The organism is Pseudomonas sp. NUPR-002 (assembly GCF_056322725.1).
In genome coordinates, this window is the sequence record NZ_CM150476.1 from 727,092 (window position 1) to 751,770 (window position 24,679).

Genomic DNA, 24,679 nt, shown 5'->3' on the forward strand with positions numbered 1-24,679 from the left:
GTGTCAGTTTCCTTGTGTCAGTAAAAAATAGTCGCGGCCTTCGACTTGGCCACGACGCAACGGGTTCCGTGTGCAGAGGTGGGCAAATTCGGCGTCGACAAAACGATAGGGCAGATGTTCGTCGCGGCCTGCGGGGATGCCTAGACGAGTGGTCTGAATAATGTGTTTCACGTTAATACCGCAGTCTTCCACGAACAACCGCTCAGGGTCGAAGCGTTTGGCATCCCAGTGCGGCACTTTCAGGCCCAGCGCCTTGCACAGTAGCGTCTGGCCGGAGCAGAGGCGTTGGCTATCGCGCAATTGGCCATTGGCGGCGGGGTTGTTCAGTTGCATCTGGGCCAGGCTGTTGGCGTCGGAGATGGCGTCAACGAAGGCAACGGCAGATTTGATCAGCACCGCATTGCCGGGGCCGTGGGCACTGAAGTTCAGCGAGTCGCCGCCGCGTGCGTAGTACATGTAGATGTGTCCGCCATTGAGAAACAGCGCCTTGCGTTTTTCGGTGTAGCCCAGCGAGGCGTGGCTGCCTTTGTCGCTCAGGTAGTAGGCCTCGGTCTCGATAATGCGTGCTGCCAGCCAGTAGGGGCCCTGGCGGTGGCGGATGATCTTGCCCAGCAGCGCCTTGGCCAGTTCCTGCGCATCACGGTCGAAGAAACAGTCGGCTAGCGCTTGGGTCGGGCAGGGGGCTGAGTCGGGCATGCGCACGGATTCGTGGTGGACGGGCGGCGATAATAGCAATTTCTACCTTAACCGAACCTGTAGGAGCGGGCTTGCCCCGCGATAGCGATTTGTTTGTCACATCGTATCGCGGGGCAAGCCCGCTCCTACGGGGAATTGAAACTGTTTTTGACCATCCGCCTGTCACCGCTGGGCGCGGGGCGGCGCGACAGTTATAATCAGCCGATTTCCCCTTCGCCAAGACACTGAGCCCATGACTGAGTCTGTTCTTGACTATATGACCCGCTTGGGTCGCGCCGCCCGTGAGGCTGCCCGCGTTATCGCCTGTGCCAGCACCGCGCAGAAAAACCGCGCGCTGCAGGCTGCCGCCAATGCTCTGGACGCTGCCCGTGCCGAGCTGACTGCCGCCAACGAGCTGGACCTGGCCGCCGGCCGCGCCAATGGTCTGGAACCGGCCATGCTCGAGCGCCTGGCGCTGACTCCTGCACGTATCGACAGCATGATCGTCGGCCTGCGGCAAGTGGCCAGCCTGCCCGATCCGGTCGGTGCCATTCGTGACATGAGCTACCGGCCATCGGGTATTCAGGTCGGCAAGATGCGTGTTCCGCTGGGCGTCATCGGCATCATCTACGAGTCGCGCCCGAACGTGACCATCGATGCGGCCAGCCTGTGTCTGAAGTCGGGCAATGCCACAATTCTGCGCGGCGGCTCGGAGGCCATTCACTCCAACCGCGCCATCGCCGAGTGCATCCAGCGCGGTCTGGCTGAAGCCGGGTTGCCAGCAGCGGTGGTTCAGGTGGTCGAAACCACGGATCGCGAGGCGGTCGGTGCGTTGATCAGCATGCCGGAGTATGTCGATGTGATCGTGCCGCGTGGCGGCAAAGGCCTGATCGAGCGTATCAGTCGTGATGCGCGGGTCCCGGTGATCAAGCACCTCGACGGTATCTGTCACGTGTATGTGGCCGAGCATGCCGAGCTGGACAAGGCGCGGCGTATTGCCTTCAATGCCAAGACCTACCGCTATGGCATCTGCGGGGCGATGGAAACCCTGCTGGTCGATCAATCGGTAGCTGCAGACTTCCTGCCGGAAATGGCCGGTCAATTTCGGGAAAAAGGCGTCGAACTTCGCGGTTGCGAGCGTACCCGTGCGATCATCGATGCGCTGCCGGCCAGTGAAGAAGACTGGAACACCGAGTACCTGGCGGCGATTTTGTCGATCCGCGTGGTCGATGGTCTGGATCAGGCGATCGAGCACATCAACCATTACGGCTCGCACCACACCGATTCCATCGTCACCGAACACCAGGGCCAGGCCCGGCGCTTCACGGCTGAGGTCGATTCATCCTCGGTGATGATCAACACGCCAACCTGCTTTGCCGACGGTTTCGAGTATGGCCTGGGGGCGGAAATCGGTATTTCCACCGACAAGCTGCACGCCCGCGGCCCGGTCGGTCTGGAAGGCCTGACCTGCGAAAAATACGTAGTGATCGGCGACGGTCAACTGCGTGGTCAGGAGTCGCTCTGACTTGGCTGAGCGCAAACCGCTCGCTACAGTCATGACGATGACGCCCGGCCGGCGCATCGGCGTGCTCGGCGGGACATTCGACCCGGTTCACATCGGTCACCTGCGCAGCGCGCTGGAGGTGGCCGAAGTGCTGGCGCTGGACGAGCTGCGGCTGATGCCCAACGCCCGCCCGCCACACCGGGACACGCCGCAGGTGTCGGCACAGGACCGTCTGGCGATGGTCCGTTGCGCCGTTGAAGGTGTGCCGAACCTGTCGGTGGATGCGCGTGAGCTGGAACGTGACACGCCGTCGTATACCATTGAAACACTTGAGCTGATGCGCGCCGAAATGGCCGCCGCTGATCAACTGTTTCTGCTGCTGGGCTGGGACGCGTTCTGCGGCCTGCCCAGTTGGCACCGTTGGGAAGAATTGCTGCAACACTGTCACATCCTGGTGCTGCAACGCCCGGATGCCGACGTCGAGCCACCGGATGCCCTGCGCAACCTGTTGGCCGCACGCTCAGTCAGTGATCCGCAGGCCCTGGTTGGGCCGGCGGGACATATTGCATTCGTCTGGCAGACGCCGCTTGCGGTGTCAGCCACGCAGATCCGACAGCTGCTGGCCAGCGGCAAGTCGGTGCGGTTTCTGGTGCCGGACGCAGTACTGGCCTACATCGATGCGCACAACCTGTACCGTGCGCCGAACTGAAGGTGCTGTGAAGCGCCTCATACTATTGAGTTGAATGAGTTTTATATGACCAAGCAAAAAATCAGTGCCATCAGTGGCGAAGAACTGGTCGAACTGACCAAGGCCGCCCTGGCAGACGTCAAGGCCCAGGACATCCAGGTCATCGACGTGCGTGACAAGCACAGCCTGACCGACTACATGATCATCGCCACCGGTACCTCCAACCGCCAGATCAACGCGATGCTGGAAAAGGTCCGTGAAGCCGTCAAGGCCAAGGGCGCGCAGCCACTGGGCGAAGAAGGCAAGGGCGAGAGCGATTGGGTGCTGCTCGACCTCAACGACGTCATCGTTCACATGATGACCGCTGCTGCCCGTCAGTTCTACGACCTCGAGCGTCTGTGGCTCGGTGCCGAGCAGAGCCGTGCCGCCGATGGCAAGCACCACAGCCCGGAAAACACCCACGCCTATTCCGACAATCTCAAAGACCGGGAATAAGGAAGGCTTGTGCGTCTGCGTCTGATCGCGGTCGGCTCGCGCATGCCCAAGTGGGTCGAGGATGGCTGGCATGAATATGCCAAGCGTCTGCCCTCGGAGCTGTCGCTGGAGCTGGTGGAAATTCCGCTCAATACCCGGGGCAAGAATGCCGATGTCGCCCGCCTGATTCGTCAGGAGGGTGAAGCCATGCTCGCCAAGGTCCAGCCAGGGGAACGGATTGTCACCCTGGAGGTCCATGGCAAGCCCTGGAGCACCGAGCAACTGGCTGTTGAGCTGGACCGCTGGCGCCTGGATTCGCGTACCGTGAACTTCATGGTCGGTGGCCCGGAAGGGCTGGCGCCGGAAGTCTGCGCGCGCGCCGAACAGCGCTGGTCGCTGTCGCCGCTGACCCTGCCGCACCCATTGGTAAGGATACTGATCGGCGAACAGCTGTACCGCGCCTGGACGGTATTGTCCGGGCACCCTTACCACAAATGAACCTGTAAGCCTTTCAATGACGCAGCCGATTCGTCTCAAGGATCACGAGAAAGACGCCCGTTTGGTGCGCAGTCGCGTCGTGGTCGGTGCCGTGGCGATCGTCCTGCTGATCTGCGTGCTGATCGCTCGCCTGTATTACCTGCAGGTGATCCAGTACGACTATCACTCGACCCTGTCGGAAAACAATCGGGTGCACGTGCAACCGATTCCACCGACCCGCGGGCTGATTTTCGACCGTAATGGCGTGATCATCGCCGATAACCGGCCCAGCTTCAGCTTGAGCATGACCCGGGAGCGTTCCGGCGACTGGCAGCAGGTGCTCGACGTGATTGTCGAGGTGCTGGAGCTGACCCCGGACGACCGCACGCTGTTCGAGAAGCGCATGCGTCAGGGGCGGCGGCCGTTCGAGCCGGTACCGATTCTATTCGAGCTGACCGAAGAGCAGATCGCCCGGATTGCGGTGAACCAGTTCCGCCTGCCCGGTGTTGAAGTGGTCGCCCAGTTGGTGCGCCACTATCCGCAGGGCGCGCACTTCGCGCATTCGGTCGGCTACGTGGGGCGGATCAACGAGAAAGAGCTCAAGACCCTCGATCCGGTCAATTACAGCGGTACCCACCACATCGGCAAGACCGGTATCGAGCGCTTCTATGAGCCTGAACTGCATGGCCAGGTGGGCTATGAAGAGGTCGAGACCAACGCCCGCGGCCGGGTACTGCGGGTGCTCAAACGCACCGACCCGATTCCTGGCAAGGACATTGTCCTGAGTCTCGACATCAAGCTGCAGGAAGCCGCCGAGGCCGCGCTGGCCGGGCGTCGTGGCGCGATTGTCGCGCTCGATCCGAACACCGGCGAAGTGTTGGCCATGGTCAGCCAGCCAAGTTTCGACCCTAACCTGTTCGTCACCGGTATCAGCTTCAAGGCCTACGCCGAGCTGCGTGATTCGATTGACCGGCCGCTGTTCAACCGGGTGCTGCGCGGCTTGTATCCGCCTGGCTCGACGATCAAACCGGCGGTAGCAATTGCCGGTCTGGACAGTGGCGTGGTGACGGCATCGAGCCGGGTGTTCGACCCTGGTTACTATCAACTGCCCAATTACGATCACAAGTACCGTAACTGGAACCGCACCGGTGACGGCTGGGTCGACCTCGACACGGCGATCATGCGTTCCAACGACACGTACTTCTACGACCTTGCACACAAGATGGGCATCGATCGCCTGTCCAGTTACATGAATCGCTTTGGTATCGGTCAGAAGGTCTCTTTGGACATGTTCGAAGAGTCGCCAGGCCTGATGCCGTCGCGTGAATGGAAACGTGCAACCCGCCGTCAGGCCTGGTTCCCGGGCGAAACCCTGATTCTCGGTATCGGCCAGGGCTACATGCAGGCCACGCCTTTGCAGTTGGCCCAGGCCACGGCGCTGATTGCCAACAAGGGCAAGTGGAACCGTCCGCACCTGGCCAAGACCATCGAAGGCCAGCCGCCGGTGGATGAGAACCCGATCGACGACATCATCTTGCGTGACAAGTCCGACTGGAACAAGGTCACCCACGGCATGGAGCAGGTGATGCATGGCGCCCGCGGTACTGCACGCAAAGCCTCGATTGGTGCGCAATATCGGATTGCCGGCAAGAGTGGTACCGCCCAGGTGGTTGCGATCAAGCAGGGTGAGAAGTACGACCGCAACAAGCTGCAGGAACGCCACCGCGACCACGCCTTGTTCGTGGGCTTCGCGCCGGCAGATAACCCCAAGATCGTGGTGTCGGTGATGGTCGAGAACGGCGAGTCCGGTTCCGGCGTTGCCGCGCCTGTGGTGCGTCAGGTCATGGATGCCTGGCTGCTTGGTCCTGACGGCCGTCTGAAACCTGAATTCGCCAACCCGTCCATTGCTCAGGAATCGGCCCCGTGATGAGTAATTTCGATCGCATGCTCTCCAGTGAGGATGTGATGCGCCGCCGCGCCAGCTTCTTGCAACGCATACATATCGATGGCCCGTTGCTGATCCTGTTGCTGACCCTGGCGGCCGGCAGTCTGTTCGTTCTGTACTCGGCCAGTGGCAAGAACTGGGACCTGCTGCTCAAACAGGCCAGCTCCTTTGGTATCGGCCTGGTGGCGATGGTCGTTATCGCCCAGCTGGAGCCGCGTTTCATGGCGCGCTGGGTGCCTCTGGCTTACGTCTGCGGGGTGGTCCTGCTGGTGGTGGTCGATGTCATGGGCCACAACGCCATGGGCGCCACGCGCTGGATCAACATTCCCGGGGTGATTCGCTTCCAGCCTTCGGAATTCATGAAAATCATCATGCCGGCCACCATCGCCTGGTACCTGGCCAAGCGCTCACTGCCGCCGCACCTCAAGCATGTGATGATCAGCCTGATCATGATCGGCGTGCCGTTCATCCTGATTGTGCGCCAGCCTGACCTCGGTACAGCGCTGCTGATTCTTGCTTCCGGCGCATTCGTGCTGTTCATGGGTGGCCTGCGTTGGCGCTGGATCCTCAGCGTGCTCGCCGCTGCGGTGCCGGTGGCGATTGCCATGTGGTTCTTCGTCATGCACGACTACCAGAAGCAACGGGTACTGACCTTCCTCGACCCGGAAAGCGATCCGCTGGGTACGGGCTGGAACATCATTCAGTCCAAGGCGGCCATCGGCTCCGGTGGCGTGTTTGGCAAAGGCTGGCTGCTCGGTACCCAGTCACACCTGGACTTCCTGCCGGAAAGTCACACCGACTTCATCATTGCCGTACTCGGTGAAGAGTTCGGCCTGGTGGGTATTTGTGCATTGCTGCTGATCTATTTGTTGCTGATCGGCCGCGGCCTGGTGATTACCGCCCAGGCGCAGACGCTCTACGGCAAGCTGCTGGCGGGTAGCTTGACCATGACCTTCTTTGTGTATGTGTTCGTCAACATCGGTATGGTCAGCGGCTTGCTGCCCGTTGTGGGTGTGCCGCTGCCCTTCATTAGTTATGGCGGAACTTCGTTGGTGACGCTGCTGTCAGCGTTTGGAGTTTTAATGTCGATCCATACGCATCGCAAATGGATTGCGCAGGTTTGAATAAGGTGAAGAATTACATGCAAGCAATGCGTGGCTGGGCTGCTCGTTGTGCGCCTTGGGTTGGCCTGTTGGGCCTGCTCGGTGGCAGCCAGCAAGCAACGGCCGGGGATTACGACGGCTCGCCTCAGGTGGCCGAATTCGTTGGCGAAATGAGCCGTGACTACGGCTTTGCCGACGAACAATTGATCGAAGTGTTTCGCGACGTACAGCGCAAGCAGTCCATTCTCGACGCGATTTCGCGTCCGGCGGAGCGGGTCAAACCCTGGAAAGATTACCGCCCGATGTTCCTGACTGACGCCCGGGTTGCCCGTGGCGTGGACTTTTGGCGCCAGCACGAGGCGGTGCTGGCCCGTGCTGAGCAGGAATACGGCGTTCCGGCCCAAGTGATCGTCTCGATCATCGGCGTGGAAACCTTTTTCGGCCGCAATACCGGTAACTACCGGGTGATCGATGCGCTGTCCACGCTGGGCTTCGACTATCCGCCGCGCGCCGAATTCTTCCGCAAGGAATTGCGTGAGTACCTGCTGCTGGCCCGTGAAGAGCAGGTCGACCCGCTGACCCTCAAAGGCTCGTACGCCGGTGCCATGGGCTTGCCGCAGTTCATGCCGAGCAGCTTTCGTGCGTACGCTGTGGACTTTGACGGCGACGGCCACATCAATATCTGGAACAACCCCGACGATGCGATCGGCAGTGTTGCCAGCTACTTCAAACGCCACGGCTGGGTCGGCGGCGAGCCTGTGGTCAGCCGCGCCACGGTCAGCGGTACGCGTGTCGATGAAGGCATCAGCCCGGGGATCGAGGCCGTCAAGACGGTCGCAGAGTTGCGGGCACTGGGCTGGTCAAGTCATGATGCGTTGCGCGATGATCTGCCGGTCACCGCTTTCCGGCTTGAAGGCGACAACGGCCCCGAATACTGGCTGGGCCTGAAAAACTTCTACGCGATCACTCGCTACAACCGCAGCGTGATGTACGCGATGGCGGTACATCAGCTATCGGACCTGCTGGTTCAAGCACGGGGCGCCAAGTAATGCGCGTATTGTTTTCTGATACATCTCTGAAGCTGATCGGTTGCGCGGCCCTGGGCCTGATGCTGGCCAGTTGCTCGTCGAGCAAGCCCGCGCAGCAAAGCACCAACGTGGTGCGGGCCAAGCCGGGCCTGGACATCAACCGCGCGCACAAAGACGGCGCGCCGTGGTGGGACGTGGATGTCTCGAAGATCCCGGACGCCACGCCAACGGTGCATACCGGCAACTACAAGGCCAACCCTTACACCGTACTGGGCAAAACCTACTTCCCGATCCAGGAGTCGCGCAATTACCGCGCCGAAGGTACGGCATCGTGGTACGGCACCAAGTTTCACGGCCAGAACACTGCCAACGGCGAGGTTTATGACCTGTACGGCATGAGTGCCGCGCACAAGACCCTGCCGCTGCCGGCCTACGTCAAGGTCACCAACCTCGACAACCAGCGCAGCGTCATCTTGCGGGTCAACGACCGCGGGCCGTTCTATTCGGACCGCATCATCGACTTGTCCTACGCCGCCGCGAAAAAGCTCGGTTACGCCGAAACCGGCACCGCGCGCGTGCGCGTCGAGGGCATCGACCCGCAACAGTGGTGGGCCCAGCGTGGCCAACCGGCGCCGATGATGCTGAACCAGCCGCAGGTCGCCCAGACCCAGGCATTTACGCCTAGCACCGGCGCGGTCGAGCAATGGACGCCTCCGGCGCAACAGCATGCAGCCGCCGTTGTGCCAGTGCAGGTCGCCAGCAACCGTGCCCAGGCCGCCAATGGTCTTTACTTGCAGGTCGGCGCTTTTGCCAACCCGGACGCCGCCGAGTTGTTGCGCTCCAAGCTCAGCGGTATGGTCAGTGCGCCGGTCTTCATCAGTTCGGTGGTACGCAACCAGCAGACTCTGCACCGGGTGCGCATGGGGCCGATCAACAGCCAGGGCGAAGCCCAGCAGATGCAGGACAGTGTGCGGCTGGCCAATCTTGGCCAGCCGAAAGTCGTCACGGCAGACTGATCGGGGGGACTGGTCGGTTTGTCATGCAAGCGGGCAGAACAGCCATGTACAATGGCGGTTTTGCTCGCAAGGCCCAGTGCCTGAATACGTTTTGCCCATAAGGGCATGAGCCCATTAGCCATTTCGAGAGACGGATGAACATCACCACCTTTGCCAAACGCCTTTGCCTGCTTGTTCCGCTGATGATCACCCCTGCCGCTTTCGCGGCAGAGCAGATGATGCCGTCGCCGCCACAACTGGCAGCCAAGTCCTACGTGCTCATGGAAGCCTCCAGCGGTAATGTCCTGGTCGAGAACAATGGTGACGAGCGTTTGCCGCCGGCCAGCCTGACCAAGCTGATGACCGCCTATATTGCGACCCTGGATATCCGTCGCGGGCAGATCGGCGAGAACGACCCTGTCACCGTCAGCGAAAACGCCTGGCGCACCGGTGGTTCGCGGATGTTCATCAAGGTCGGCACCCAGGTCAGCGTCAGCGACCTGCTGCACGGCATCATCATTCAGTCGGGTAACGACGCCAGTGTCGCCCTGGCCGAGCACATTGCCGGCAGCGAAGACGCGTTCGCCGACATGATGAACAAGACTGCTACCGATCTGGGCATGACCAACAGTCACTTCATGAACCCGACTGGCTTGCCGCACCCGGAGCATTACTCGTCGGCTCACGACATGGCCGTGCTGGCCCGTGCGATCATCCACGAAGACCCGGCTCACTATGCGATCTACTCGCAGAAAGAGTTCTTCTGGAACAACATCAAGCAGCCTAACCGCAACCTGCTGCTGTGGCGCGACAAGACCGTCGACGGTCTGAAAACCGGCCACACCGACGAAGCCGGCTACTGCATGGTGTCTTCGGCTGTCCGTGATGGCATGCGTCTGATTGCCGTGGTCTTCGGCACCAACAGCGAGCAGGCCCGTGCCGCCGAAACCCAGAAGCTGCTGACCTACGGTTTCCGTTTCTTCGAAACCCAGACCTTCTACCAGAAGGGCACCGAGCTGGCTCAGGCGCAAGTCTGGAAAGGCGCATCCAATCAGGTCAAGGCCGGTCTGGCTCAAGACCTGACCATGACTTTGCCTAAAGGCCAATTGAAGAAACTGGCTGCAAGCATGACCATGAACCCACAACTGACCGCGCCAATCGCCAAAGGTGACGTGATCGGTAAAGTGGAAGTCAAACTGGATGACAACGTTGTTCACAGCGCTGATCTGATCGCGCTGGACGCTGTTGAGGAAGCTGGTTTCTTCGGCCGGGTGTGGGATAGCATTCGTCTATTCTTCTACGGGCTGTTCAACTGATATCGTGACCTGCCACGCCCCCGCTAACGCATGCGGGGGCGTTGTTGTTGCCACGGCTTACGAGGCCGTTACTGCCATGACCGAAGCTGACAAATCGCACAAAATCGAATTCCCCTGCGCTGACTACCCGATCAAGGTAATCGGTGACACCGTGGTCAATTTCAAAGACACGGTGATCGAGATCCTCAAGAAATACGCTGAAGTCGATCTCAAGACCCTGGCCGAGCGCCAGAGCAAGGAAGGCAAGTACACCACCGTACAACTGCACATCGTCGCTACCGGCGAAGAGCAACTGCACAACATCAACAGCGCCCTGCGTGCTACCGGCATCGTGAAAATGGTGCTGTGATGTCCGCAAGCCTCGGCTTTCGCGATCTGGGATTATTGCCTTACGAGCCGGTGCTCCAGGCCATGCAGCGGTTTACCGACCAGCGTGGCCCTGAAACCGGTGACGAAGTCTGGCTGGTGGAGCACCCGGCGGTGTTCACCCAGGGCCAGGCGGGCAAGGCCGAGCACCTGCTGGTGCCCGGTGATATTCCGGTGGTGCAGACCGACCGGGGCGGCCAGGTGACCTATCACGGGCCTGGCCAGTTGGTGGCTTATTTGTTGTTGGATGTTCGCCGCCTCGGCTTTGGCGTGCGTGATCTGGTTTCCCGGATCGAACGCTGCCTGATCGAGTTGCTGGCCAGTTACAACGTTGAGGCGTCGGCCAAGCCCGACGCTCCGGGCGTTTATGTCGATGGGGCGAAGATCGCCTCCCTCGGCCTGCGGATTCGCAATGGCTGTTCTTTCCATGGCCTTGCCTTGAACGTGGACATGGACCTTGCGCCATTCCGCCGGATTAACCCCTGCGGGTATGCGGGGCTGGCCATGACCCAGCTGCGCGACCAGGCAGGCTCGATCGAACTCTCTGAGGTAAGGGCAAGGCTGCGCGGGCAGCTGGTCAAGCACCTCGACTATGCTGAGCAGACGACCCTTACGGGCGGAATATTCTGAATATGACTACTGTTGTGCAAGAACCAGTGCAAAGTGTGACACCGGCGCCGCGGCCCAAGGTCGAGGCGGGTGTCAAACTGCGTGGCGCGGAAAAAGTCGCGCGTATCCCGGTAAAGATCATCCCTACCGACGAGCTGCCGAAGAAACCTGACTGGATTCGCGTGCGTATCCCGGTTTCGCCGGAAGTCGACCGTATCAAGCAACTGCTGCGCAAACACAAGCTGCACAGCGTGTGCGAAGAGGCTTCTTGCCCGAACCTGGGTGAGTGCTTCTCCGGCGGTACTGCTACCTTCATGATCATGGGTGACATCTGCACCCGTCGTTGCCCGTTCTGCGACGTTGGTCACGGCCGTCCGAAGCCTCTGGATGTCGACGAGCCGAAGAACCTGGCGGTGGCCATTGCCGACCTGCGCCTGAAGTACGTGGTGATCACCTCGGTAGACCGTGATGACCTGCGCGACGGCGGTGCCCAGCACTTTGCCGACTGCATCCGTGAAATCCGCGCGCTGTCGCCGGGTGTCCAGCTGGAAACCCTGGTACCTGACTACCGTGGCCGTATGGACGTTGCCCTGGCGATTACCGCCGAGACGCCGCCAGACGTGTTCAACCACAACTTGGAAACCGTGCCACGCCTGTACAAAGCGGCGCGTCCGGGTTCCGACTACCAGTGGTCGCTGACCCTGCTGCAGAAGTTCAAGGAACTGGTGCCGCACGTACCGACCAAGTCCGGTTTGATGCTGGGCCTGGGCGAAACCGACGAAGAAGTCATCGAAGTGATGCACCGCATGCGCGAGCACAATATCGACATGCTGACGCTGGGCCAGTACCTGCAGCCATCGCGCAGCCACTTGCCAGTACAGCGCTTCGTGCACCCGGACACCTTTGCCTGGTTCGCCGAAGAAGGCTACAAGATGGGCTTCAAGAACGTCGCCTCCGGCCCGCTGGTACGTTCCTCGTACCATGCCGACCAACAGGCGCACGAGGCCAAGATCAAGCTCTGATCCCGGCTGTTATCAATGCCGATGCCTGCTTGCCAGCAGCATCGGCATTTTTGTTTCCGGCATTTTTTCCGCACGCAATTTGAGCGTCAGCAGCGCTATGTTTGATGCTCAAGTCCGAACAAGGAGCTGTCTGGATGAATCTTCCTATCGATCATCGGCCTGAGCTGCACTCAGGTTGTTCGATGTTGCCAAAAGCGCTGTCCGCCACGGGGCGTATCGCCATCATCGCACCGGCTGGCCCGGCCCAGCTCGATACGCTCAAGGCGATCGAGTGGTTTGAGGCGCGTGGGTATCAATGCCGGATCTACCCGGGGGTGACCGAGGCGCAAGGCTATCTGGCCGGGAGCGATGAGCATCGTCTGGCTGACTTGCATGCAGCGTTCGCTGCAACCGACGTTGATGCGATCATTTGCCTGCGTGGTGGCTACGGCAGCATGCGCCTGCTTGAGGGCCTGGACTTCGAGCTGTTGCGCAATAACCCAAAGCCGCTGGTCGGCTACAGCGACATCACCGCGTTGCACGGCGCCATTGCCCGGCATGCCGGCTTCGTGACCTTCCATGGTGCGATGCTCAAGTCCGAACTGCTGGCAAATAAACAGGCACCGACCCTTTCGTCACTGTTCGACCTGCTTCACGGGCGTTTAAGGTGTGGTGATGTAATAGAGCACCCACAGGCCTACCCATTGAGCACAATCGTCTCTGGCGCGGCCTCAGGGCGTTTGTTGGGCGGGAATCTGGCCATGCTGTGCGCAACCTTGAGCACGCCGGCCGAACTGCATTGCGAGGATGGCATCCTGTTTTTCGAGGATGTGAACGAGCCGCTGTACCGCATCGACCGCTTGCTGACTCAACTGCGCCTGGCTGGCAAGTTCGAGGGGTTGCGTGGGGTGTTGGTGGGCGATGTCGCCGGGCTTACGCTGGAAGGGCTGACGCCGCTGCTGCGGGAAACGTTCGAGCCGCTGCAGATTCCGGTGCTGGCGGGTTGGCGCAGCGGTCATTGCGATCCCACCATTACCTTGCCGTTGGGGGCTCAGGTGCAGCTGGATGCTGATCGCAAGAGTTTGCGCCTGGGGCAGGATTTGTTTGTTTGAACATCATCGCGGGGCAAGCCCGCTCCCACCGGTTGTGTGGGAGCGGGCTTGCCCCGCGAAGGGCTCAACGCTGACGCAGACTCTCCAGCAGCTTATGGGTCGGATAGCCATCGGCTGGCCAGCCCAGTGACTGCTGCGCGTTGCGAATCGCTTTGCGGGTGTTGGCGCCGATAATGCCGTCGGCGGCACCGGCGTCGAAGTTCCTGGCGCTGAGCAGCGTTTGCAACTCCACGCGCTCGCTGCGGCTCAGCGGCAGGTCGTCTTTCGGCCAACTACCGGCGATGTAACCCGAACCCGAGAAGCGCTCGCTGAGCAGGCCTACCGCCATCGCATAGGACGACGAGTTGTTGTACTTGAGAATGGCACGGAAGTTATCCAGCACCAGGAATGCAGGCCCGCGGTAGCCCGCCGGTAGCAACAGGGCAGCGGACAATTGCTCACTGCCCGCAGGCAGGCGCACCCCAGCTGGCAGTTTCAGGCCCAGCTGCATCCACTCGGACACGGTTTTGCGTTGGCTGCCATCGGCCAGCCAGTAATCGAAGCCCGGTGCCAGTTGCACTTCAAAGCCCCAAGGTTCACCACGCTTCCAGCCGGAGCTTTGCAGGTAGTGGGCGGTGGACGCCAGGGCATCGGCAGAACTGTTCCAGATGTCGCGACGTCCGTCACCATCGAAGTCCACCGCGTGGGTGTTGTAGGTGGTGGGGATGAACTGGGTCTGGCCCATGGCTCCGGCCCAGGAACCTTTCATGGCGTCGGGCTGGATGTCGCCGTTTTGCAGGATCTGCAGGGCTGCGATCAGTTGCGCCTGGGCGAACGCCGGGCGCCGGCCTTCGTAGGCGAGGGTGGCCAGGGAACGGATCACCGACTTGCTGCCCTGAAACTGGCCGAAGTTGCTTTCCATGCCCCAGACCGAAACCAGGACATCGCGGTCAACGCCATAACGTTGTTCGATCTGGCTCAACAGGGCTGCGTGTTTTTCCAGCAGCGCTTTACCGTTGCGCACGCGTACTGGCGACAGGGCACCGTCAAGGTACTCCCAGACCGGACGGGTGAATTCCGGCTGGCTACGGTCGGCTTTGATCACGTCCATGTCGGGCGTGACGCCGAGGAATGCGCGGTCAAAGGTGCCGGCATTGATGCCCGCTTGCAGGGCTTGCTGACGGAAGCCCGCTTGCCACTGGGCAAAAGTTTGTAACGGTTGAATTTCAGTGCTGGTGTCGACAGCCGGGTTTGGCACGGTCACAACCGGAGCTGGCTGGGCAGGGGCCAGCGGCAGCGCATCGGCGGCAGTGGGTTTTTCCGCGCAGGCGACAAGCAGGATGAGGCTGGAGGCAGCAATCAGCTGGCGAGGTTGCCAGCGATGGGAAAGACAAAAGGGCATGCACAGGTCCAGGTATTACAGGTCAGGTGCCGACCATACCATGCCTGTCGATTTCTTGCTTTTATGCGATCAAAAAGTAAAAAGCCTCCCAATCTCTCGATTGGAAGGCTTCGCGGCGGTAGCTGCCTTTGCCTTTGCCGGCGCGTTCCTGGCGGCTGCGGAACATGGGCTGGGCGACGATGGATTTGGCCTTGTTGGGCCGGGACTTTTTGCTCATGGCAGGGGCTCCTTTGGTGGCGTTGGGCGCAATATAGGGGCGAAGAGTTCGCGGGGCAAGCCCGCTCCCACAGAGATTGGTCAACACCTGTGGGAGCGGGCTTGCCCCGCGATTGATATCACTCTGCCGGCAATGGCAACCGCTGCCCGGCCATCAACAGCGACAAGCGCGCCAGGCTGGTCCAGGGTGAGCCCTGTGCCTGGCCTTTGATCTGCGCGTCAATGCGTTGCGCATCTTGCAGCAGTTGGCTCCAGCGCTGCGCCGACAGGCGTTGCAGGGCCTTGCTCATCAGCGGTTTGCGTTTGTCCCAGACCGGTGGCCTGGCTTGGCTGAAGGCCTTGTCCAGCGGTACACCCTGGCTGAATTGCTGGGCCAGGCCCGCCAGTACCCGCAACTCACGGGCCAGGGCCCAGAGAATCACCGGTGGCTCGACCCCTTCGCCGCGCAGGCCTTCAAGCATGCGCAGGGCGTGAGCGGCTTCGCCGTTGAGGATGGCATCGACCAGGCCGAACACATCGAAGCGTGCACTGTCGGCAACCGCCGCTTGCACGGTTTCGACCGTGATTTGATTGCCTTCGGCCAGCAGCTTGAGCTTTTCGATTTCCTGCGCCGCAGCCAGCAGGTTGCCTTCAACCCGTGCCGCGATCAGGTCGACGGCGTCGCGTTGGGCAGACAGCCCGGCCTGGGTCAGGCGCTGATTGATCCACTGTGGCAGTTGCTGGGCATCGACGGGCCAGATCTGTATGAACTGGACCTGTTGCCCTTCGACCAGGGCTTTGCCCCACTTGGTTTTCTGCGCACTGCCGTCGAGTTTGGGCAAGCTGATCAGCAGCAAGGTGTCTTCAGCAGGGCGTGAGCAGTACTCGATCAGCGCAGCAGCGCCTTTGTCTCCCGGTTTGCCGGACGGCAGGCGCAGTTCCAGCAGGCGCCGCTGGGCGAACAACGAAAGGCTGGCGCCGGCCTGGAGCAGGGTGCCCCAGTCGAAGTTGGCATCGGCACTGAACACCTGGCGCTCGTCAAAGCCTTGCTGGCGTGCGGCGGCACGTACCGCGTCGGCGGCTTCCTGACAGAGCAGTGGGTCGTCGCCACTGATCACGTAGACCGGCGCCAGGCTACCTTGCAGGTGCTTGTTAAGTTGGGCGGGGGCGAGTTTCATGATCGCAGGCGGGGCACCGAAGTGCCCCGTTCAGGCTCAGTTGATCGGCAGTTGCAGCGGCGACTGCTGAGGTGTTTCGTCTTGAGCGCGGCGGGCCGCTTCCACGGCTTCGGCTTCAGCCTTGGCGCGTGCGTCGGCTTCCACTTGCAACTGGTCGAGCTGGCTTGGGGTCAGCAGTTGCAGGCGTACCATCATGCTCTGCACCAGGTCGCGGCGCATTTCTTCGCGGGTTTGTGCCGCGTCCTGGTCGCCACCGGTGATGTTGTTGCCGTCGTACACATAGACCTTGCGCACTTCAAGCTTGTCGTTGAGCAGGTTGGTGTTGTTCAGGCCGTTGATGCTGTAGCTCAGTACGGTAGTCAGCTCATACTCGGCAGTGCTGCCGGAGCCGGAGTAGGTGGCTGCGCGCTGGGACTCGGCTTCGTTGGTCAGTACCAGTTTGTACGGTGCGCCGGCGTAAACATTGACGCCGCTGCTTTTCAGGGCCTGACGCAGTTGGGTCACGGTTTCGCCATAGGCGTTGCGTGCGCTGACGTCCAGTTCCTTGATGCTCAGCTCACTGTTGCCGGTACCACGCAGCTGGAAACCGCAGGCACTGAGCATCACAGCCAGGCCCATTACCAGCAGATTGCGTTTGATCATCTTGTTGCTCCCTTGTGGGCCGATTCTGTGCACCGGCCCGCTGTTCAGGCGGGCCGGTATTCCTGTCAGTTGGCGACGATGTTGACCAGCTTGCCCGGTACCACGATGACCTTGCGGATGCTCAGGCCTTCGGTGAAACGCAGCACGTTCTCGTTGCTGCGAGCAGCGGCTTCGACCTCTTCACGGCTGGCGCCGGCCGGCATTTCGATCTGCCCGCGCAGTTTGCCGTTGACCTGAATGACCAGCACGATGCTGTCCTGAACCAGGGCACTTTCGTCGACTGCCGGCCAGCCAGCGTCGATCACTGCACCCTGGTGACCCAGGCGATGCCACAGCTCATGGCTGATGTGCGGGGTGATCGGGGCCAGCAGCAAGGCAACGGCTTCCAGGCCTTCCTGCATCAGGGCGCGGTCTTGTTCGCTGGCTTGCGGCGCTTTTTCCAGCACGTTCATCAGGGTCATCACCTGGGCGATGGCGGTGTTGAACTTGTGGAACTGGCCGACATCGATGCTGGCCTGCTTGATTGCCGCGTGAATGGCGCGACGGATCACTTTTTGCGCATCGTCCAGGGCGGCAACGTCCAGCTTGCCTGGCAGGCCTTGGCTGACGTGGGCCTGGGCCAAACGCCAGACACGGCGCAGGAAGCGGCTGGCACCTTCGACACCGGAATCGGACCATTCCAGGCTCATATCGGGCGGCGAGGCGAACATCATGAACAGACGGCAGGTGTCGGCACCGTAGGCTTCGATCATCGCCTGCGGGTCAACGCCGTTGTTCTTCGACTTGGACATCTTCTCGGTGCCGCCGATCTCGACAGGCAAGCCGTCGGTTTTCAGGCGTGCGCCGATGATCTTGGCCTTGGCGTCACGCTCGACTTCGACGTCCGCCGGGTTGAACCAGTCTTTACCGCCGTTGCTGGCAACGCGGTAGTAGGTTTCGGCCACGACCATGCCTTGGGTCAGCAGGTTCTTAAACGGCTCGTTGGAGGTCACCAGACCTTCGTCACGCATCAGCTTGTGGAAGAAGCGTGCGTACAGCAGGTGCAGGATCGCGTGTTCGATACCACCGATGTACTGATCGACCGGCAGCCAGTGGTTGGCTGCTTTTGGATCGACCAGGCCACCCTCGTAGTTCGGCGAGGCGTAACGGGCGAAGTACCAGGACGACTCAACGAAGGTGTCCATGGTGTCGGTTTCGCGCTTGGCTGCGGTGCCGCATTTCGGGCAGGTGCATTCGTAGAATTCTGGCATGCGTGCCAGTGGCGAACCGGCACCATCCGGTACGACATCTTCAGGCAAGGTGACGGGCAACTGATCCTCAGGTACCGGCACATCGCCACAGGATGGGCAGTGGATGATCGGGATCGGGCAGCCCCAGTAACGCTGACGGCTGATACCCCAGTCACGCAGACGGAACTGGGTGCGCGATTTGCCGAGCTCTTTTTTGATCAGGGCTACTTCGATGGCGTCGAAGGCACCCGGGAAGTCCAGGCCGTCGAACTCGCCGGAGTTGATCAGTACACCGTGCTCGCCGCAGGCGGCATCCCACTCGGCAGCGACGTCGTCGCCGAGGCTGGTGCGCACCACTGCTTTGAACGGCAGGTTGTACTTTTTGGCGAACTCGAAGTCACGCTCGTCGTGCGCCGGCACTGCCATCACTGCGCCATCGCCGTAGTGCATCAGCACGTAGTTGGCGACCCATACCGGCAGTTTTTCGCCGGTCAGCGGGTGCTCGACGAACAGCGAGGTCGGCAGGCCTTTTTTCTCTTGGGTGGCGACGTCGGCTTCGGCGACGCTACCGCTTTTGCATTCATCGATGAACGCTTGCAGTTCCGGGTTGCCTTGAGCGGCCTGGGTGGCCAGCGGGTGCTCGGCGGCGACGGCGACATAGGTGGCGCCCATCAGGGTGTCCGGACGGGTGGTGAAGACTTTCAGCGCCCCGGCGTGGCCGATGCTGGCCTGGTCGAAGGGGAACTGGACTTCCATGCCACGGGACTTGCCGATCCAGTTGCGCTGCATGGTTTTGACCTGTTCAGGCCAGCCCGGCAGCTCGTCGAGGCTTTCCAGCAGCTCGTCGGCGTAGTCGGTGATCTTGAAGTAGTACATCGGGATTTCGCGCTTCTCGATCAGCGCGCCCGAACGCCAGCCACGGCCGTCGATGACTTGCTCGTTGGCCAGTACGGTCTGGTCGGCCGGGTCCCAGTTCACGGTACCGTTTTTGCGGTAGATCACGCCTTTTTCGAACAGGCGGGTGAACAGCCACTGTTCCCAGCGGTAGTAGTCCGGCTTGCAGGTGGTGACTTCGCGGGACCAGTCGAATGCCAGGCCCAGGCTCTTGAGCTGGGTCTTCATGTATTCGATGTTTTCGTAGGTCCATTTGGCCGGCGCGACGTTGTTTTTCATCGCTGCGTTTTCGGCCGGCATGCCAAAGGCGTCCCAACCCATTGGCTGCAGAACGTTTTTGCCCTGCATGCGCTGGTAACGGGCGATCACGTCACCGATGGTGTAGTTGCGCACGTGGCCCATATGTAGCTTGCCGCTTGGGTACGGGAACATCGATAGGCAGTAGAAAGACTCCTTGCCTGGCTGTTCGCTGACTTCAAATGACTTTTGCTCGTCCCAATAGGTTTGGGCGGCTGCTTCAATTTCGCGGGGCTGATAGGTTTCGTGCATGGCTACTTTGCGCTTAGAAATGGGAGACCTTATCCAGGCAGCTGAAAAACGCTGCATCGGCAATCCGGTGTCAAAATGGTGAACGGCCTAGCATACATGACCCCTGTCCATCGAGGGAAACCCTGATTGCACCGCCTGAGCGCCTGCGGGCCGTTGGTCGCAGCGTCCGGCTGCTTTTGCGAGTGGCGCTAAGCTCATTTGTGGGGGGAGATATTTTATCTTCAATGAGGTGAACGGATGGGAGAGTCACAGCTTCACGTAACAAAACCGGAGCTTTACGAACGCCTGATCGATCGCTTGGGGTTGGCCCTGGAAGTGGCCAAAACCTCGGTTCGTTTGCGCGACGAAGTGCCTGCTGAATTGGAATTGCGTGGCCTTAGCCGCGCAGAATTCGATGTGATCAAGGCCTATCTGGACTCCCTTCCAGAGGGCAGGCATGGATGCTCTGGCGCACAGCTATCAGCGGAGCCGACTCCTTCAGCCAGTGTAGTTTGGCTCAAGGACAAGAAACGCTCTATCACCACGGCAAAATCCAGGACGCTGCAGTTCAAATAGCCGTCCGGATTCCCAGGCGCAATGCGGAGTGCGCTCTCTTTGGAAATGCTCTTAAAACCAGGTGATCGGCATCTGACTATTGTTGCCAGGTGTCGATCCTCTTAGGCTGCGCATCTCCAAGGAGGTGACGTGTGCCGATTCGTTATTTGATCAAACAAATGATCCTGCCGCCCGGGCTGTTGTTCCTGCTGTTGATTGCCGCCTGGTGGCTGCGCCGTTCCTGGCCGCGCCTGTCTGCCCTGTGCTTTGCCCTGGGGTTGGGTGGACTGTGGGCGATGAGCCTGCCGATTGTCGTCGAACGCAGCGCGCGTCTGCTGGAAACCGAGTCAGCCTTGAGCCCAGAGCAATGGGCGCACCTGGCAGAACACGCCGATGCCATCGTTATTCTCGGGGCCGGGCGCGAGCGCGGCGACCCGGCCTGGGACTTGCGTGATCAACCTACAGGCGTGGCCATGGAGCGCATGCGCTATGCCGCGCAGTTGGCAAAAGCATCTGGCTTGCCGTTACTGACCAGCGGCGGTTTGCATTACGGCACCCCGCCGAGTGAGGCGCAGCTGATGGCCGAAGCCTTGCAGCGTGATTTGGGTGTCAGCGTGCGCTGGAAGGAAGAACGCAGCCGCACTACTTGGGAGAACGCCCAGATGAGTGCGCAGATATTGTTGCCGGAAGGCGTCAAGCGGGTGGTGGTGGTCACTCAGGCCTGGCACATGCAACGCTCACGCTGGAGCTTCGAGCAGGCAGGTTTCACCGTGGTCCCGGCGCCAGTGGGCTTCCTCGGCCGTGACCATGCCCGCCCATTCGGTGGCTGGCTGCCGGAGAGCAAAGCCATCTGGCAGAGCGGCCAACTGCTCAATGAGGCAGTCGGCCTGCTCGGATACCGCCTGTTCTATTAGACGGTTTTGGCCACCCGGCTGGCCAGCAAAGCCCAGCCCAGCAACAGCGCGCAGAGAATCACCAGCGGCCAGGAGCGCCACTGCAGGTACGGCGTGAGCTGCTGCATCGGTACCACTTCACCGTAGAGAATACCGCGCTCGAACTGCGGGATCTGTGCGGTGATGCGGCCGAACGGGTCGATCAGGCCGGTGACACCGTTGTTGGTGGCGCGGATCATCCAGCGACCGGCCTCCAGTGCGCGCATCTGGGCCATCTGCAGGTGCTGCAGCGGGCCGATCGAGGTGCCGAACCAGGTGTCATTGCTGATGGTCAGGAGGATGTCGCTGCGCGCGGCCAGGCTGGCAGCGAATTCCGGGTAGACCACTTCGTAGCAGATGTACGGCGCGATCTGATAGCCCTTGGCTTGCAGCAGCGGCTGGTCTTCAGGGCCGCGGGCAAAGTCCGACATCGGTAGGTCGAAGAAGGCGATCAGGCCGCGCAGCATGTCCTGCAAGGGCACGTACTCGCCAAACGGCACCAGTTTTTGCTTGAGGTAGGTGCCATCGCCTTCACCGGCCACAGTGATGCCGTTGTAGTAGCGACGTTGCTGATGCACCACTTCACGCACCGGCACGCCGGTGATCAGCGCCGAATGCCGCTCGGCGGCGAAGTTGCCCATCATGTCCAGGTAGCCCTGGGCTTGTTCCTTGAGAATCGGCACAGCGGTTTCTGGCCAGACCAGCAAGTCGACCGGTTTGGAGCTGAAGCTCATGTCACGGTACAGCGCCAGCTGGGCATTGACGTGCTCGGGGTTCCACTTCAGTTCCTGCTCGACATTGCCTTGCAGCGCAGCAACCGTCAGCGGCTTGCCGGCAGGCTCGGTCCAGGCATGGTTCTTCAGGCCCAGGCCCAGCAGCCAGGGCGCTACCAGCAGTACGACTGCAACGGCCAGGAACGACTTGCGCTCACGCAGACGCGGCAGGTTGCACAGCAGCGCAGCGCTCAGGGCAATGCAGAAGGAGATCAGCCACATGCCACCGACAGGGGCCAGGCCGGACAACGGGCCGTCGAGTTGGCTGTAACCGGAATAAAGCCAGGGGAAACCGGTGAGGAACCAGCCGCGAAAGGCTTCCTGGCCGACCCACAAGGCCGCGAAACACAGGGCGTCGGCCAGCGGCGCCTCGTTACGCCGCAGCCAGCGCGCCCAGACCCAGGCGGGGAGGGCAAAGAACCAGGCAATGGCGGCAAAAAATGCCACCAACAAACCGGTGGCAAGCAATGGCGTTGCGCCGCCATAGGTGTTGATGCTGACGTAGATCCAGCTGGTGCCAGCGGCATACAGGCCGAAGCCGAAGCACCAGCCGCGTCCCAGTGCCTGGCGCGGGCTGAGGTCGCGCAGGCCAAGGTAGAACAGACCCACCGCCAGCAGCGCCAGCGGCCAGATGTCGAACGGCGCCAGCGCCAGGGTGGTGATTGCACCGGCCGCCACGGCCAGCAGGTTACCGGGCCAGCCGGGGCGGGTGATCCAGCGCATGGTTGTCCTTAACGGGTGATAGGGGTCAGTCGCAGTAAGTGAATGCGGCGGCTGTCGGCATTGAGAATGCGGAAGCGATAAGGGCCGATTTCGGTGGTTTCGTTACGCTTTGGCAGGTGGCCGAAGGCACTCATGACCAGGCCGCCCACGGTGTCGAACTCATCGTCAGAGAACTGACTGTCGAAGAACTCGTTGAAGTTCTCGATCGGGGTCAGTGCTTTGATCAGGAAGTCACCGCTGGGCAACGGTTTGATGTAGCTGTCTTCCTCGACGTCGTGTTCGTCTTCGATGTCGCCAACGATCTGCTCAAGCACGTCTTCGATGGTCACCAGGCCCGCCACACCGCCGTATTCGTCGATGACGATGGCCATGTGGTTGTGGTTGGCGCGAAACTCGCGCAGCAGCACGTTCAGGCGTTTGGACTCTGGCACGAAGGTGGCCGGGCGCAGCAGGTCCTTGATATTGAAGCTGCCGCCGTTGTCCTTGAGGATCAGTGGCAGCAGATCCTTGGCCAGCAACACGCCCAGCACATCGTCATGGCTTTCGCCGACCACCGGGTAGCGCGAGTGCGCAGCGTCGATCACCGCTGGCAGGAACTCGCGAGGCGATTGCGTCGCCTTGATGCTGATCATTTGCGAGCGCGGCACCATGATGTCGCGCACTTGCAGGTCGGCGACCTGGATAGCGCCTTCAACGATGGTCAGCGCTTCGCTGTCGAGCAGCTTGTTCTGATGGGCTTCGCGCAGCAGCTCAAGGAGCTCCTGGCGGTTTTTCGGCTCATGGGCAAAAGCCTGGGTCAGTTTGCCCAGCCAGGACTTTTGCCCGTTGCTCGATCGATCTTCGCTCATGGCGGTTACTCGTGATCCTTGCAGATATCAGTGTGGGGTGTGTCGTGTTCGTCGTCGGCGTAAGGGTCCGGGTGACCCAGTTCAGCCAGCAATTCTCGTTCCAGGGCTTCCATTTCCTCGGCCTCATCGTCGTCGATGTGGTCGTAGCCCAGCAGGTGCAGGCAGCCGTGGATCACCAGGTGCGCCCAGTGAGCTTCCAGCGACTTGCCTTGCTCGGCCGCCTCGCGTTCGACCACGGCGATGCAGATCACCAGGTCGCCCAGCAAGGGAATGTCGAGCATGTCGTCAGGGACGTCAGCGGGAAAGGACAGCACGTTGGTGGCGTAGTCTTTGTGCCGGTAGGTGTGATTGAGCTCACGGCCTTCGGCTTCATCGACCAGGCGGATGGTCATTTCCGAATCGGCCGTGCGCTGGCGCAGGGCCAGCTCACACCATTGGCGGAACTGTTCTTCACGTGGGTGCGGGGCATCGCTTGCCAGCTGCAGATCAAGCTCAAGCATCGCGTTTAGTGCCTTCGCTGGAGTCCTGAGAACGGCTGTCAAAGCGCTCGTAAGCCTCGACGATACGCTGCACCAGTGGGTGGCGAACCACATCTTTGGGCTGGAAGTGGGTGAAGCTGATTCCCGGCACGTCTTTGAGCACTTCAATCACATGGGCCAGGCCCGATTTGGTGCCACGCGGCAGGTCGACCTGGGTGATGTCGCCCGTAATGACCGCCGTGGAGCCGAAACCGATACGGGTCAGGAACATTTTCATCTGCTCGACCGTGGTGTTCTGGCTTTCATCGAGGATGATGAAGCTGTTGTTCAGGGTGCGTCCGCGCATGTAGGCCAGCGGCGCAATCTCGATGACCTGGCGCTCGATCAGTTTGGCCACATGTTCGAAGCCGAGCATTTCATACAGGGCGTCGTACAGCGGGCGCAGGTACGGGTCGATCTTCTGGGCCAGGTCGCCGGGCAGGAAGCCGAGCTTTTCACCCGCTTCGACCGCCGGGCGCACCAGCAGGATGCGGCGCACCTGCTCACGCTCCAGCGCGTCGACCGCGCAGGCTACAGCGAGATAGGTCTTGCCGGTACCTGCCGGGCCGATGCCGAAGTTGATGTCGTTGGCCAGCACTTCCTTCACATAGCGCTGCTGGTTCACCCCGCGTGGGCGAATCATGCCCTTGCGCGTGCGCAGGGAAACACTGACTTCGTTGACGGCTGGATGCTCCAGCTGTTCTACCGCAGACTCCTGTAGGAACAGGTGAACCATTTCCGGCGACAGCTCAGTGGCCTTGGTCTCGCGATAGAGACGGCGCAGCAGTTGCTCGGCAGAAGAGGTGTGTTTGGGTTCGCCGATCAATTCGAACTGGTTGCCGCGATTGCGGATTTCGATAGCCAGGCGTTGCTCGATCAAGCGCAAATGCTCGTCGAACTGCCCGCACAGATTGGCGAAGCGGTGGGCCTCGAAAGGTTCGAGGATGAAACGATGAGGTTCTATGGGTGCGTTCAAGGTCGTTTTTCAGC

Annotated in this window: 25 protein-coding genes; 15 read left to right on the forward strand and 10 right to left on the reverse strand. The window is 61.1% G+C overall.

Translation table 11 applies throughout. The annotated features are described in order from the left end of the window. Positions 1 to 3: 3 nt before the first annotated feature. Complete coding sequence (locus tag ACVWSC_RS03410; protein WP_442112048.1) at positions 4 to 696, reverse strand: DNA-3-methyladenine glycosylase; 693 nt, start codon at positions 694 to 696, stop codon at positions 4 to 6. A gap of 232 nt (positions 697 to 928) precedes the next feature. Between ACVWSC_RS03410 and ACVWSC_RS03415 the strand changes: the two genes are divergently transcribed. The 13 genes from ACVWSC_RS03415 to ACVWSC_RS03475 all read left to right on the forward strand — a co-directional run bounded on the left by ACVWSC_RS03415 (position 929) and on the right by ACVWSC_RS03475 (position 13,293). Continuing rightward, the gene (locus tag ACVWSC_RS03415; RefSeq protein ID WP_442112049.1) at positions 929 to 2,200 is read left to right on the forward strand and encodes a glutamate-5-semialdehyde dehydrogenase; all 1,272 of its coding nucleotides are present in this window, start codon (positions 929 to 931) and stop codon (positions 2,198 to 2,200) included. 31 nt (positions 2,201 to 2,231) lie between these two features. Further along, positions 2,232 to 2,888, forward strand: a complete 657-nt coding sequence (gene nadD / locus ACVWSC_RS03420; RefSeq protein ID WP_442114249.1) for a nicotinate-nucleotide adenylyltransferase — start codon at positions 2,232 to 2,234, stop codon at positions 2,886 to 2,888. 45 nt (positions 2,889 to 2,933) lie between these two features. Beyond that, positions 2,934 to 3,362, forward strand: coding sequence for a ribosome silencing factor (rsfS, locus tag ACVWSC_RS03425; RefSeq protein ID WP_442112050.1), 429 nt, complete (start codon positions 2,934 to 2,936; stop codon positions 3,360 to 3,362). A 9-nt stretch (positions 3,363 to 3,371) separates the two neighbouring features. Continuing rightward, positions 3,372 to 3,839, forward strand: a complete 468-nt coding sequence (gene rlmH, locus ACVWSC_RS03430) for a 23S rRNA (pseudouridine(1915)-N(3))-methyltransferase RlmH (protein ID WP_010222895.1) — start codon at positions 3,372 to 3,374, stop codon at positions 3,837 to 3,839. A 16-nt stretch (positions 3,840 to 3,855) separates the two neighbouring features. Further along, complete coding sequence (gene mrdA / locus ACVWSC_RS03435) at positions 3,856 to 5,745, forward strand: penicillin-binding protein 2 (RefSeq protein ID WP_442112051.1); 1,890 nt, start codon at positions 3,856 to 3,858, stop codon at positions 5,743 to 5,745. 38 nt (positions 5,746 to 5,783) lie between these two features. Next, positions 5,784 to 6,887, forward strand: a complete 1,104-nt coding sequence (gene rodA, locus ACVWSC_RS03440; RefSeq protein WP_442114250.1) for a rod shape-determining protein RodA — start codon at positions 5,784 to 5,786, stop codon at positions 6,885 to 6,887. A gap of 17 nt (positions 6,888 to 6,904) precedes the next feature. Continuing rightward, positions 6,905 to 7,915, forward strand: coding sequence for a lytic murein transglycosylase B (mltB, locus tag ACVWSC_RS03445; RefSeq protein ID WP_442112052.1), 1,011 nt, complete (start codon positions 6,905 to 6,907; stop codon positions 7,913 to 7,915). Next, the gene (locus ACVWSC_RS03450; RefSeq protein WP_442112053.1) at positions 7,915 to 8,910 is read left to right on the forward strand and encodes a septal ring lytic transglycosylase RlpA family protein; all 996 of its coding nucleotides are present in this window, start codon (positions 7,915 to 7,917) and stop codon (positions 8,908 to 8,910) included. Before mltB ends, ACVWSC_RS03450 begins: the two co-directional genes overlap by 1 nt. A 134-nt stretch (positions 8,911 to 9,044) precedes the next feature. Next, positions 9,045 to 10,205 (forward strand): D-alanyl-D-alanine carboxypeptidase family protein, encoded by a 1,161-nt coding sequence (locus tag ACVWSC_RS03455; RefSeq protein WP_442112054.1) that lies wholly within the window; start codon positions 9,045 to 9,047, stop codon positions 10,203 to 10,205. A 76-nt stretch (positions 10,206 to 10,281) separates the two neighbouring features. Further along, positions 10,282 to 10,554 (forward strand): DUF493 domain-containing protein, encoded by a 273-nt coding sequence (locus ACVWSC_RS03460; protein ID WP_128323087.1) that lies wholly within the window; start codon positions 10,282 to 10,284, stop codon positions 10,552 to 10,554. Continuing rightward, entirely contained in the window at positions 10,554 to 11,201 is a 648-nt protein-coding gene (gene lipB / locus ACVWSC_RS03465) for a lipoyl(octanoyl) transferase LipB (protein ID WP_442112055.1), read from the forward strand. The genes ACVWSC_RS03460 and lipB overlap by 1 nt, the downstream gene beginning before the upstream one ends. Positions 11,202 to 11,203: 2 nt before the next feature. Then, positions 11,204 to 12,202 carry a lipoyl synthase gene (gene lipA, locus ACVWSC_RS03470; protein WP_010222903.1) on the forward strand — a complete coding sequence of 333 codons (999 nt, stop codon included), beginning with the start codon at positions 11,204 to 11,206 and terminating at the stop codon, positions 12,200 to 12,202. A 134-nt stretch (positions 12,203 to 12,336) separates the two neighbouring features. Further along, on the forward strand, positions 12,337 to 13,293 hold the full coding sequence (locus tag ACVWSC_RS03475; protein ID WP_442112056.1) for a S66 peptidase family protein: 957 nt from the start codon (positions 12,337 to 12,339) through the stop codon (positions 13,291 to 13,293). A 64-nt stretch (positions 13,294 to 13,357) separates the two neighbouring features. Here ACVWSC_RS03475 and ACVWSC_RS03480 read toward each other — a convergent pair whose 3' ends face one another. From ACVWSC_RS03480 to leuS, 5 genes are all read right to left on the reverse strand, one after another. Continuing rightward, positions 13,358 to 14,674: a lytic murein transglycosylase gene (locus ACVWSC_RS03480; RefSeq protein ID WP_442112057.1), complete on the reverse strand. Its 1,317-nt coding sequence runs from the start codon at positions 14,672 to 14,674 to the stop codon at positions 13,358 to 13,360. Between the two features lie 61 nt (positions 14,675 to 14,735). Then, entirely contained in the window at positions 14,736 to 14,891 is a 156-nt protein-coding gene (gene arfA, locus ACVWSC_RS03485; RefSeq protein WP_442112058.1) for an alternative ribosome rescue factor ArfA, read from the reverse strand. A gap of 118 nt (positions 14,892 to 15,009) precedes the next feature. Then, complete coding sequence (gene holA, locus ACVWSC_RS03490) at positions 15,010 to 16,047, reverse strand: DNA polymerase III subunit delta (protein ID WP_442112059.1); 1,038 nt, start codon at positions 16,045 to 16,047, stop codon at positions 15,010 to 15,012. A 36-nt stretch (positions 16,048 to 16,083) separates the two neighbouring features. Then, positions 16,084 to 16,689, reverse strand: a complete 606-nt coding sequence (locus tag ACVWSC_RS03495; protein WP_442112060.1) for an LPS-assembly lipoprotein LptE — start codon at positions 16,687 to 16,689, stop codon at positions 16,084 to 16,086. A gap of 65 nt (positions 16,690 to 16,754) precedes the next feature. Further along, on the reverse strand, positions 16,755 to 19,361 hold the full coding sequence (gene leuS, locus ACVWSC_RS03500) for a leucine--tRNA ligase (RefSeq protein ID WP_442112061.1): 2,607 nt from the start codon (positions 19,359 to 19,361) through the stop codon (positions 16,755 to 16,757). Positions 19,362 to 19,598: 237 nt separating this feature from the next. On the opposite strand from leuS, the gene ACVWSC_RS03505 reads away from it, so the two are divergent. Continuing rightward, complete coding sequence (locus ACVWSC_RS03505) at positions 19,599 to 19,916, forward strand: hypothetical protein (protein ID WP_442112062.1); 318 nt, start codon at positions 19,599 to 19,601, stop codon at positions 19,914 to 19,916. Between the two features lie 131 nt (positions 19,917 to 20,047). Further along, positions 20,048 to 20,809 (forward strand): YdcF family protein, encoded by a 762-nt coding sequence (locus ACVWSC_RS03510; RefSeq protein WP_442112063.1) that lies wholly within the window; start codon positions 20,048 to 20,050, stop codon positions 20,807 to 20,809. Here ACVWSC_RS03510 and lnt read toward each other — a convergent pair. Genes lnt through ACVWSC_RS03530 form a run of 4 tightly spaced genes read right to left on the reverse strand, consistent with a single transcriptional unit; the run spans position 20,806 to position 24,665 of the window. Further along, complete coding sequence (gene lnt / locus ACVWSC_RS03515) at positions 20,806 to 22,323, reverse strand: apolipoprotein N-acyltransferase (RefSeq protein WP_442112064.1); 1,518 nt, start codon at positions 22,321 to 22,323, stop codon at positions 20,806 to 20,808. The genes ACVWSC_RS03510 and lnt overlap by 4 nt on opposite strands. Before the next feature lie 8 nt (positions 22,324 to 22,331). Beyond that, entirely contained in the window at positions 22,332 to 23,171 is an 840-nt protein-coding gene (locus ACVWSC_RS03520) for an HlyC/CorC family transporter (protein WP_442112065.1), read from the reverse strand. A gap of 5 nt (positions 23,172 to 23,176) precedes the next feature. Further along, positions 23,177 to 23,671 carry an rRNA maturation RNase YbeY gene (gene ybeY, locus ACVWSC_RS03525; protein WP_442112066.1) on the reverse strand — a complete coding sequence of 165 codons (495 nt, stop codon included), beginning with the start codon at positions 23,669 to 23,671 and terminating at the stop codon, positions 23,177 to 23,179. Beyond that, positions 23,664 to 24,665 carry a PhoH family protein gene (locus ACVWSC_RS03530; RefSeq protein WP_442112067.1) on the reverse strand — a complete coding sequence of 334 codons (1,002 nt, stop codon included), beginning with the start codon at positions 24,663 to 24,665 and terminating at the stop codon, positions 23,664 to 23,666. Before ACVWSC_RS03530 ends, ybeY begins: the two co-directional genes overlap by 8 nt. Positions 24,666 to 24,679: the final 14 nt, after the last annotated feature.